The sequence below is a fragment of the Kitasatospora sp. NPDC029367 genome (genome assembly GCF_055569135.1).
Window position 1 is genome coordinate 61,975 of record NZ_JBVHYH010000042.1, and the last position, 10,273, is coordinate 72,247.

Below are 10,273 nucleotides of genomic sequence, written 5' to 3' on the forward strand. Positions count from 1 at the left end.
CGCACCTCGGGCCCGTTCCGCCACCTGGCGGGACGGGCCCGGTTTGTTGTCAGGGGCAGGGCCGACAGGCGGATGAATCCGGGCAAAGCAGTCATACCAGTCGGTGACGTTGACACCGGTTCGGGTAGCTGGTGGGGTTGCTCGCATTGTGGTCCAGGCCTGGCGAGGAGGCCCCTGTGCAAGCCCGTGTGTCCGTGGTGGCCGGGCGGCGGCTGCGTCAGCAGTTGGAGCAGAGTCCGGTGCTGCGCGAGGTGCTGGACCATCCGACGGCGCTGGCGGCCCGGCGGGCGACGGCGCGGACGTGCCGTCAGCTGGTGCCGCGGACCGCAGACCGGCTGATCGCCGATCTCAAGGGGACGGAGCCGCTGCTGGCGTCGGTGCGGGCGGAGCGCGCGGCCGGGCGGCCGGGGCGGCGGACCATGCAGATCGCGGCCGGGGTGGTGACCGCGGCGGTGGTCGGCGGGCTGCTGGCCGGGCCGATGCCCTCGGTGGCGTACGCGGCGGCCCCCGGGCCGGACGTGGTGAGCAGCGCGCCCCAGACGCCGCTGGGCAGCGTGACGGACCCCCAGGTGTTCCCGCGCCCGCAGGAGCAGACCGTGGCCGGACGGGCCGTCACCGTGCCGAGCGCCGTGACGCTGGTGACCGCGCCCAAGGTGGACCGGGGCGCGGTGGACGCCGTCCGTGAGGTGATGACCGTCGCCGGGGCCACCGCGCTGACCCCGCAGGCCGACGGCGGCACCCCCGCCGCCGGCTCGCTGGTGGTGTACATCGGCGGGCCCGCCGAGGGCGCCGAGGGCGAGACCGACCGGACGCTGCGCCAGCTCGCGGCCGCGGCCGGCGGCAAGGACGGCGCCGCGCCGTCCACCGCGGGCATGCCGCCCGGCGGCTACGTGCTGTCCGTCGGCCAGCTGCCCGCCCAGGGCGGCGGCACGTACGGCGCGGTGGTGCTCGCGGGCGCCGACGCGACCGGCACCTTCTACGCCGCGCAGAGCCTGCGCCAGCTGCTCGCCGCCGTACCGGCCGGTCAGGGCCAGGGCCCGGGCGCGGCCGGACTCGGCCTGCCCGGCATCACCCTGCGGGACTGGCCCAGCGGCGCGCCGGTGCGCGGCACCGCGGAGGCCTTCTACGGCACTCCGTGGACCGCCCAGCAGCGGCTCGACCAGGTGGACTTCCTGGGCCGCTCCAAGCAGAACTTCTACCTCTACGCCCCGGGCGACGACCCGTTCCGGCTCAGCCGCTGGCGCGACCCCTACCCCGCCAACCAGCAGTCCGAGCTGCGCGAACTCGGCGACCGGGCCCGGCAGAACCACGTCACCCTCGGCTACGCGATCGACCCCGGGCAGTCCCTCTGCTTCAGTTCGGGCAAGGACGTCGACGCCCTGGTCGCCAAGCTGGACGGGCTGCGCAAGCTCGGCTTCACCGCGTTCCAGCTCCAGTTCCTGGACGTCAGCTACGACGAGTGGCACTGCGACGACGACCAGGACGAGTACGGCCGTGGCCCGGCCGCCGCCGCCAAGGCGCAGGCCGCGCTGGTCAGGAAGGTCCAGGACCGGCTGATCGCCAGGAACCCCGGGCTGGCGCCGCTGTCGATCGTCCCCACCGAGTACCACAAGCAGGGCTCCACGCCCTACCGCAAGGCCCTGGCCGACGCGCTGCCCGGCGGCGTGCAGGTCGCCTGGAGCGGCGGCGGGGCGATCCCGGAGAAGATCACCGGCGCCCAGGCCTCCGACACCGGCAGCCTGTACGGGCACCCGCTGGTCACCATGGACAACTACCCGGTCAACGACGCCAGCCCGGACCGGCTCTTCCTCGGCGCCTACACCGGCCGCGAGCCCGAGGTGGCGACCCGCTCCGCGGTGCTGCTGACCGGCGCCATGCAGCAGCCGGTGGCCTCCCGGATAGCCCTCGCCACGGCCGGCGACTTCGCCTGGAACCCGACCGGCTACAAGCCCGAGGACTCCTGGCAGGCGGCCGTGCGCTCGCTGGCCGGGCCGACCGGCGCCAACGCCACCCCCGCCGGCTCGGCCCTGGCCGCCGTCCGGGCGCTGGCCGGCAACAGCACCTCCTCCCCGCTGTCCAAGCAGGAGTCCGGCTACCTCCAGCCGCTGCTCGACCAGTTCTGGGCCAACGCCGAACCCACCTCCGGCGCCGCCCCGGACCTCGCCAAGCTGATAGCGGCCGCGGGCCCGCTGCGGGACGCCTTCGCCGCCATGGCCGGCGCCCAGCAGACCCTGGCCGGCACCGACGCCACCGCCCAGCTGGCCGCCGAGGCCGGCCCCTGGCTCGGCCCGCTGCGCGACTACGGGCTGGCCGGGCAGGCCGCCCTCGACATGCTGCTGGCCCAGCACGGCGGCGACGGCGCGGCCGCCTGGAAGGCCCGGGTGCAGCTCAACCGGCTGCGTGCCCAGCTCGCCCAGGCCCCGGCGACCATCGGCGCGGGGGTGCTCGCGCCCTTCCTGGACCGGGCCGTGCGCGCCGCCGACAACTGGTCCGGCGTGGTCAGCGGCGGGGTCACCCCCACCACCAGCATGGGCACCGCGCAGGACCACCTGCCCGCGCTGATGACCGACGGCCAGGCCGACACCTTCTACTGGAGCTCCGCTCCCCCGCAGCCCGGCGACTCCGTCGGCGTCGACCTCGGCGCCGGACGGCCGATCAGCGGCGTCACCGTGCTGATGGGCGGCTGGGGCAACGGGCCCGACGCCCGGACCGCCGTGGACGACTACATCCGCGACGGCGTGCTGGAGTACAGCACCGGCGCGGGCGGCTGGCAGCAGCTCGCCGTGGTGAAGAACCAGAAGACGGTCAGCGCCCAGCTGCCGCCCGGCACCGTGGTGCGGGCGGTGCGGCTGCGGGCCACCTCCGCCCAGAAGACCGCCGTCGCGGTGCGCGAGTTCACCGTCACCGCTCCCGACGAGTCCCCGGCCAACGTCACCGGCGGCCCCGCCGCGCTGCCCGGCTCCTCGGCCGCCGCCGTCCTGGACGGCAACCCGGACACCGCGTACCGCGCCGCCAAGCCGCCCACCGCGCAGGACGAGCCGCTCACCGTCGAGCTCGGCGCGGCCCGCCCGCTGGACCGGCTGACCGTCCTCACGGACCCCAACGTGCACGCCTCCGCCACCGTCGCGGTGCGCCGCGCCGACGGCAGCTGGACGGACATCGGCGTCGTCCAGCCCGGCTACAACGAGCTGGCGGCCGGCGGGCAGGTCGCCGACGCGTTCCGGATCACCTGGAAGCCCGGCGGCGACCCGCCGGTGGTCAACCAGGTCATCCCCTGGTACGCGGACACCCCGGCGGCCCGGCTGAGCCTCGCCGACCCGGCCCTGGACGTGGTCACCGGCGCCGCCGCGCCCGCCAGGACCCAGGCCACCGTGGAGGCCGGCCGCCCCGAGGGCACCACCGGCGACCTGCGGGTCGAGGTGCCGGCCGCCGCCAAGGGGCTCTCCGTCACCCCGGCCGGCCCGGTCACCGTGCCGCGCGGCGGCCGGGTGGGCGTGCCGCTGCTGGTCACCGCCGCACCGGGCACGCCCTCCGGGACGTACCAGGTGCCGGTGTCCTACGTGGCGGGCGGCACCACCGTGAAGCAGGTGCTGCAGGTCCACGTGGTGCCGCCGACCGGCGGGCCGGACCTGGCGCCCGGCTCCCAGGCCTCCTCCTCGGGCGACGAGACGCCGAACTTCCCGGCCTCGGCGGTCGCCGACGGCGACCCGAAGACCCGCTGGTCCTCGCCGGCCAAGGACGACGCCTGGGTGCAGCTGGCACTGCCGCAGGCCGTCCACCTGGGCGCGGCGGTGCTGCACTGGCAGTCCGCGTACGCCTCCTCGTACAAGATCCAGGTCTCCGCGGACGGCAGCAGCTGGACGGACGCCGCGACGGTCGACAACGGCAAGGGCGGGGACGAGACGGTGCGCTTCGACGCCTCGAACGTCCGGTACGTCCGGATGCAGGGCGTGGCGCGGGCCACCAAGTTCGGCTACTCGCTGTACGGGATCGAGCTGTACGCCGTCACGGCGCCGGCCGCTCCGCCGCAGCCGCCGACCGCGCCGGTGGCCCCCGGCGGGCCAGCCCGGGGCGCAGCCGGGGACGCCGGCGGTGCCGCCCAAGCAGTGACCGCCCGGGGCGCAGCCGGGGACCCCCGCGGCGCCTCCAGGCAGTGAACGCGGCGGGCCGCCGGGCTCCCCTTCGCGGGGGGCGCGGCGGCCCATGAGGCGCGTACCGACGGTGTGACGGGCGGGCCCTTGTGGTGCGGGGGTCAGGCGGAGAGCGGTTCGGGCTGCTCGCCGCGGCGGACGGGGGCGGGGTGGGCGACGTGCGCCCGGCCGATCGGGACGGAGTGGGTCTCCGTATGGTCGTGGTGCTCGTACTCGCCCCACTGGGGGGCGCGCAGCTGGTCACCGCCGCCGTACGGCTCCAGGTAGGGCCGCCAGCGCGGGTCCTTGATCCCGGTGCCGATGATCCGCCAGGCGAGGCCGCTGGGCGGTGCCGGTGGGCGTTTCATCCGCCAGCCGAGCTCGGTCAGGTGGCGGTCGGCCTTGGTGTGGTTGCAGCGGCGGCAGGCCGCCACCACGTTGTCCCACCGGTGCTGGCCGCCCCGGCTGCGCGGGATGACGTGGTCGACGCTGGTTGCGGCGGCCCCGCAGTAGACGCAGCGGCCGTGGTCCCGGGCGAACAGCGCCCGGCGGGTGAGCGGGACGGGCCCGCAGAACGGGACCCGTACGAAGCGGGTCAGGCGGACGACGGACGGCGCCGGAAGGGCGCTGGTGGCGCTGTGCAGAGTGACTCCCGAGTCCTCCAGGCTGACCGCCTTGTGGTTGAGGACCAGGATGAGTGCGCGGCGCATCGATACGACGCCGAGTGGCTCGTAGGACGCGTTGAGGACCAGGACATGCGGCACGGATGCCTCCTTGGACGCCTGCGGCGCGTGGCTCGCGCCGGGACGAGCGGTTGGATCGCGCAACGAGTGCGTGATCTCCCCCAGTGTCGCCTTACGCCTTCGTACGGCGCCACCACTCCTGTGTAACGGACCTGACGTGAACTCCGGGTGTGGTCTCCGTCATACCCCGTAGTACCCGGTATGCCCGGGGGAAGGTCCACTTGCACCCCGGCGCTGCCGGGGCGGGGCGCGGCGGGGCGGGCGGACCGCCGGGGGGAGTGCGGCTCGGCCGCTCGGAGCAACCCCGGGGGCCGTACGGCGGGCGGGGCGCGGCCGTTCGGGGGAGGTGGGGCCGGTGGTGCGGGGAGGTGCAGGGAGGTGGGGCCGGTGGTGCGGGGGTGGTCGGGGGTGGCGGCGGGAGGGTGCCGGGGCGGTGCCCCGGGGGAGCGCACCGGGGCGTTGACGGGGCGTCCGGGGCGGGCCGCACGCCCGTCGGTGTGTCCGGGCTGGTGTTCGGTGCCCGATAGGCTGGCGCGCACGGTCCGCGGGCCGCTCGTGCGGCGCGGGACCGGGTCACGCCCCCTGCAAGGAAGGTCCCGCACGTGTTCCGCTCCGGCGCCACCGGTCCGACCGACGCGTCCTCGACGCTCTCCACCCCGACGCCGGCCCCCTCCGCCACCACGCCGCAGCTGCCGGACCTGCGCATTCCCACCAGCGCGCAGGAGGTCACCGACACCACCAAGCAGGCGGCCAGCTGGTTCGACACCCACTGGCAGGGCTGGCTGGCCGGGGGCCTGCGGATCGTCCTCATCATCGTGCTGGCCCTGGTGCTGCGGGCCATGGTGAACAAGCTGATCACCCAGCTGATAGCGCGGATGGCGCGCAGCCACGACCAGCACCGGGAGGAGAGCCGGCTCGGCGGGCTGCTGGCCAACCACGGGGTGGTCAACCCGGAGCGGCGGCAGCAGCGCTCGGAGGCGATCGGCTCGGTGCTGCGCAGCCTGGCCTCCTTCACCATCCTGGGCACGGCCGCGCTGATGGTGCTCTCCGCGCTCGGGATGAACCTGGCGCCGCTGCTGGCGAGCGCCGGTGTGGCCGGTGTGGCGATCGGTTTCGGCGCCCGCAACCTGGTCACGGACTTCCTGTCCGGGGTCTTCATGATCATGGAGGACCAGTACGGCGTCGGCGACGAGATCGACACCGGGGTGGCCACCGGCACCGTGCTGGAGGTCGGCCTGCGGGTGACCAAGCTGCGCGGGGCCAACGGCGAGATCTGGTACATCCGCAACGGCGAGGTGAAGCGGATCGCCAACATGAGCCAGGGCTGGGCGACCGCCTCGGTGGACGTGCAGGTCGGGTACAAGGAGGACCTGCAGCGGGTCGAGGACCTGATCCAGGAGACCGCCGAGGGGCTGTCCAAGGAGGCCCCGTACGACGAACTGATCTGGGCGCCGGTCTCGATCCTCGGCGTGGAGTCGGTGGCGGCCGACTCGGTGGTGGTCCGGATCGAGGCCCGCACGGCGCCGGGCAAGGCGCCGCTGGTCTCCCGGGCGCTGCGCCAGCGGCTCAAGACGGCCTTCGACCTGGCCGGGATCAAGGTCAAGGAGGAGGCCGCCGCGGTCGCCACCGGCGTCTCGATCACCGCCGCGGAGCCCGCCCCGCCCTCCGCCCTCTCCGACCCCACCTCCCCCCGCTACCGCGCCACGGAGCCCATCCCCCTCCCGAAGCCCCCCACGGACGACCTGACCAAGCCGTAGCGGTCCGGCCGGCCCTCGACAGACGTTCGCGGACGCCTGACGTGTCGCCAGCGGGGGCTATCCGGTGATGGCCAGGCCGCCAAGGCTGAGCGCTTCCTTGGCAGTGTGCAGGGCGGCTCTGGCACGGGCCGCGCCGCTGGGGGTGGCAGCTTCGCCGCCACCGACCCCGACCGTTCGCGCCCCGAGGCCCGCACAGGGGCCGCAGATGCCCGGCCGGGGTATCGGATCGTGGCACTTGGCGCACTCGGCGTATCGGGCCGCTGCGGGCCGGACGACGGGCTGGACGGGCGGCAGCTTGTGCTCGAGGCGGTAGCGGAGCACCGCAACCGCGGAGTGCATCGGGGCGGGTAGGCCCGGCAGCAGGGCGTGGGCGAGGTCGGCCTGGGTCGCGCCGCGCTCCAGCCACAGCGCGACGAGGGGTGCGAGTTCCTCGGCTTCGGCCTGGCCGAGCCGCAGGCGCGGCTCGGGGCGGATCACCCGGAACAGCGTGGCGGCCGCCTCGCGGACCTGCTCGTCCGACACCGCCACGGGCGGCTCGTCGGCCTCCTCCTCGGGCTCTTCCTCCCGCCCTCCCGTGTTCGCCTGCGGCTCGTCGGCGAGGACCGGCTCGTCGGGCTGCTCGGCGGGGAGGGAGGTTCCTTTGAACCGGTCCTTTGGAAGGACGTCAGCACCGCCGGTGGTCGCTTCACCGGAGACCGGACGGGTGGTACCCGGCAGCGCCAGCTGCGGGGTGTCGTAGACGTGGGTCTCGGTGATGATCGTGCCGTCCGGCATGCGGATCTTCTCGACCCGGTAGAAGCCGGCCTCGGTCAGCTCCTTTAGAGCCTTGCGGACAGCACCGCGGCCCTGGGGGCTGGTGTCGGCCATGTGCCGACCGTCCTCGCGCCAGCCGTCCGGGCGGGAGAGAAGGTCAGCGAGCAGGCCGCGGGCAGTGTAGGACAGCTGCCGGTACTGCAGCATGCAGTTGGGCAGCACGGTGAAGTTACGTACGTGTTCGGTACGATGTACTCGCATCGGGAGATTGCGCTCCTGGTGCCAGACCCCGGAGCGTTGGCGCGCTGCCGGGGTCGCCTATTTTTGGTTGGATCACGGAACGTACCACAATGCCAAGGCAGATGAGCCTTGTTGGCACAAGGCGCCTTGATCACGCCCACTGGCTGCGTCGAGGAATGCTTCGTGAAGCCGGAGTGGTGTCGTGGATCTATGCGCGGCTCACTCCCCGCTCCAGGTAGACGGTCGCGGACTGCGTCCTGGCGGCGCAGGCGGCGTGGACGCGGCGGGCAAGACGCGGGATGAGGAGTTCGTCGAGCCGGTCGGTAGCGTGAAAGGCGTACTCGCCGATCTCCACCTGGTCGACGGTGATGTTGGCGAGCTCGTCGGCCGGGAGGAGGCCGCCGTCGAAGACGAAGAGGAGCTTGTCGCCCTCGGTGGGGTGGGGCGCCCAGTCGGCGACGAGAAGGCGGCCGATCGGTGGTGTGATGCCGAGCTCCTCCTTGACCTCACGGGCCGCGCCCTCGCTCGGGGTCTCGCCGGCGTGCAGGTAACCGCCGGGGATGTCCCAGCCGGGCTTGTAGGTCGGCTTCACGAGGAGGACGCGGTCGCCCTCGTAGAAGAAGAGCACCCCGGCGGCGGTGCGGGGCTGGGCCACGACCTCGTGGAACTGGGAGTCGCTCACGGCGACGACTGTAGCCGCCGAGCCACGTCACGCGACGATCTGGAGCCGCTGCGCGACGCTTGCCAGCAAGTAGCCGGGTTTGCCGCGCAGTTGGCGAACCGAGTTGGTCCAGCAGACCCTCCGGGTCACCGATGCTCTCCGCACTGACCACCGCGATCGCCGAGAACCGCACACCGTGCTCGCGCAGGCGGCAGATACCCTTCATGATCCGGTCGGCCGATCCCGCTGCCGAAGCCGCCGACGGACGACCTGACGAAGCCCTGATCCCCGGCTCGGCCTGGCAGGCGGCGGGACGGGGGTATCGGGTCGGCTGGATACACCTTCCCTAGCGAGGGACCGGCGGGAGGTTCGTGAGCGTGCGCAGAGGTGTAGCGCCGTCTGCCGCCGATGCGTCGGGCTTGCCGGTCAGCAGCTCGACCCGGGCGAGTGCGGCCTGCGTGGACTCGACCAGCTCGGCGTCCTCCTTGGCGAGCCGCAGGCGCAGCGCCTCCTGGAGATAGGTGCGGGCGCCCGCGAGGTCGCCGCGCTCCATGAGGTGCTTGCCGGTGTGCTGGAGCGCGAAGTCAACGAGTTCCGGGTGTCGGCTCCGCGCGGTGTTCAGGGCGCTGCGGTAGAGCGCGTCCGCAGTCTGCACGTCACCGGCGTAGCGGTGCGCGTCGGCGAGGTTGAGACCGGTGGCGACGACGGCCCGGGTGTTGCCCATCGCCGCGGCCAGGTCGAGCGACTGCCGGAGGAACGCACGGGCCTCCTCGTGGTTGCCCAGGCACATCTGGCCCATGCCGATCCACCTGGTCAGGAGCCGAGCACGCGCGGGGTCGCTCCCCTCGGGCAAGGCCCGCAGTTCCTCCTGGAGTTGGCCGACCGCGGTGGTCAACTCGTTCCGGTCGATGGGGACCATCCGCAGGCTGTCGTCGTGAGTGATGAGGTGGTCAAGCACGTGACCCTCCGTCGTTCGGTACTGCTCAGCGTGGCACTACAGCTGGTCGGTCTGGTGGCGCAGGTCGGCCAACAGCTCCACCCCGTGCGGGGAGAAGTGCTCACGCAGGAGTTCGAGTTCGCGCATGAGGTAGCGGACGGCCGGCAGCCCCTCGTCGTAGGCGCTCCGGAAACTCAGGCGCTCGTTGGGCGTGAGGTCGTCGCGGCACAGTTCGGGGGGAGAATCGTGCAGACACCCGTCCTCGAGACCTTCACGGATCCGGATGCCGCTGCCCGGGTGCTGGACGAGATCACGCCGCTGTACGAGCGGGTGTTCGCGGAACCGCCCTACTTGGAGGGGCCCCGCGATCTGGCGGGGTTCCTGGAGGGATACGAGGCGTTCCGGACCATGCCCGGCTTCCGACTGGTGCTGGCGCGCTCAGGTGGTGCGTTGGTCGGGTTCGCCCTCGGTGTCCTGCTCCAGCCGGACAGCCGTTGGTGGAACGGCCTCGACGTGGACGAGAGCTTCACCCGCGAAGACGGAAGCCGGACGTTCGTGATCCGGGAGATCGCCGTGGCTCCGGAGCAGCGCCGGCGGGGGTTGGGCCGGGAACTGCATGCAGCCGTACTCGAAGGGGCCCAGGTGGAGCGTGTGACGCTTGCGGTCCGGCCCGAAGCGGAGGCTGCGATGAGGATGTACGAAGCCATCGGCTACCGGGACCTGGGCGCCAAGCCCCCGGCCTGGGAAGGGGCCCCGGTGTACCGCTACATGGTCCGATAGCCCGCTGCTCGGCTCGTGGTGACGAAAGGTAGAGAGTGATCTATTGCGGGCCGGATAGGTCCGCATGGATTTGCCCCACGGCCTTCCCATGTCTTGCATAGGAAGTCGGTCTGGCCGACTTCCTATGCGGGGGCGTGGAATTGGCGTCGGGGGGGGGGGGGGGGGGGGGGGGGGGGGGGGGGGGGGGGGGGGGGGGGGGGGGGGGGGGGGGGGGGGGGGGGTTTTTTTGTGCCCCAACCCCCCCAAAAGAGGGCTCCCAACCTCTTTTCTTT

7 protein-coding genes are annotated in these 10,273 nt (G+C 73.5%); 3 read left to right on the forward strand and 4 right to left on the reverse strand.

Going from position 1 to position 10,273, the window contains the following annotated elements; all coding sequences use genetic code 11:
* Nucleotides 1-176: 176 nt before the first annotated feature.
* Nucleotides 177-4,157, forward strand: coding sequence for a beta-N-acetylglucosaminidase domain-containing protein (locus tag ACZ4W5_RS22530; RefSeq protein WP_465656450.1), 3,981 nt, complete (start codon nucleotides 177-179; stop codon nucleotides 4,155-4,157).
* A 95-nt stretch (nucleotides 4,158-4,252) separates the two neighbouring features.
* On the opposite strand, the gene ACZ4W5_RS22535 is transcribed toward ACZ4W5_RS22530, so the two are convergent.
* The gene (locus tag ACZ4W5_RS22535; protein WP_402484462.1) at nucleotides 4,253-4,894 is read right to left on the reverse strand and encodes an HNH endonuclease; all 642 of its coding nucleotides are present in this window, start codon (nucleotides 4,892-4,894) and stop codon (nucleotides 4,253-4,255) included.
* Between the two features lie 581 nt (nucleotides 4,895-5,475).
* Between ACZ4W5_RS22535 and ACZ4W5_RS22540 the strand changes: the two genes are divergently transcribed.
* A complete protein-coding gene (locus ACZ4W5_RS22540; RefSeq protein WP_360243955.1) occupies nucleotides 5,476-6,630 on the forward strand; it encodes a mechanosensitive ion channel family protein in 1,155 nt (384 codons plus the stop codon).
* Between the two features lie 57 nt (nucleotides 6,631-6,687).
* Here the strand turns inward: ACZ4W5_RS22540 and ACZ4W5_RS22545 are convergent, their stop codons facing one another.
* The 3 genes from ACZ4W5_RS22545 to ACZ4W5_RS22555 form a co-directional block, all read right to left on the reverse strand.
* Entirely contained in the window at nucleotides 6,688-7,644 is a 957-nt protein-coding gene (locus ACZ4W5_RS22545) for a hypothetical protein (RefSeq protein WP_465656452.1), read from the reverse strand.
* Nucleotides 7,645-7,831: 187 nt separating this feature from the next.
* Nucleotides 7,832-8,305: an NUDIX domain-containing protein gene (locus tag ACZ4W5_RS22550; protein ID WP_465656453.1), complete on the reverse strand. Its 474-nt coding sequence runs from the start codon at nucleotides 8,303-8,305 to the stop codon at nucleotides 7,832-7,834.
* A 325-nt stretch (nucleotides 8,306-8,630) separates the two neighbouring features.
* On the reverse strand, nucleotides 8,631-9,242 hold the full coding sequence (locus ACZ4W5_RS22555; RefSeq protein ID WP_465656455.1) for a tetratricopeptide repeat protein: 612 nt from the start codon (nucleotides 9,240-9,242) through the stop codon (nucleotides 8,631-8,633).
* Here ACZ4W5_RS22555 and ACZ4W5_RS22560 point away from each other — a divergent pair.
* Entirely contained in the window at nucleotides 9,219-10,001 is a 783-nt protein-coding gene (locus tag ACZ4W5_RS22560) for a GNAT family N-acetyltransferase (protein ID WP_465656457.1), read from the forward strand. The genes ACZ4W5_RS22555 and ACZ4W5_RS22560 overlap by 24 nt on opposite strands.
* The last annotated feature ends 272 nt before the right edge of the window (nucleotides 10,002-10,273 follow it).